Consider the following 614-nt stretch of genomic DNA (forward strand, 5'->3'; position numbering starts at 1 on the left):
TCCGCTTCGAAACGCATCACGACCACCGGCGTGGTATTGGATGAACGCGCCAGGCCGAAACCGTCCGGATATTCGACGCGCAAGCCGTCGATCTTGATGATGTCGTCGGATCCCGGAAATTTCGCCTCATTCTGCAATTTCTCGATCAAGGTGAAATTCTCGCCCTCCTCCAGCTTTAATTGCAGCTCAGGCGTACTGGACGATTGCGGCAACGCATTGAGCACTGCCGACGGATCGCTTTCGCGGCTCAGCAGTTCCAGCAGGCGCACGCCGGCATACAGGCCGTCGTCGAAACCGTACCAGCGGTCCTTGAAGAAAACATGGCCGCTCATCTCGCCGCCCAGCGGCGCGCCGGTTTCACGCATCTTGGCCTTGACCAGCGAGTGGCCGGTTTTCCACATCAGGGGCTGGCCGCCGCGTTCGGTAATCCACGGCGCCAGGTGGCGCGTGCATTTGACGTCGTACAGGATCTCGCGGCCGGGATGGCGCGTCAGCACATCGGCGGCAAACAGCATCAGCTGGCGGTCCGGATAAATGATCTGGCCATCCTTGGTGACCACGCCGAGGCGGTCGCCGTCGCCGTCGAAAGCCAGGCCGATTTCGGCATCGGAATT

At 61.1% G+C, this 614-nt stretch carries 1 protein-coding gene; it reads right to left on the bottom strand.

Features of this window, described 5'->3' with window-relative positions:
* On the bottom strand, positions 1 to 614 hold a 614-nt coding region (locus AC07RZ_RS24160; RefSeq protein WP_494669877.1), incomplete at both ends, for a phosphohexomutase domain-containing protein.

The organism is Collimonas sp. GW821-FHT07E08, from assembly GCF_059418905.1.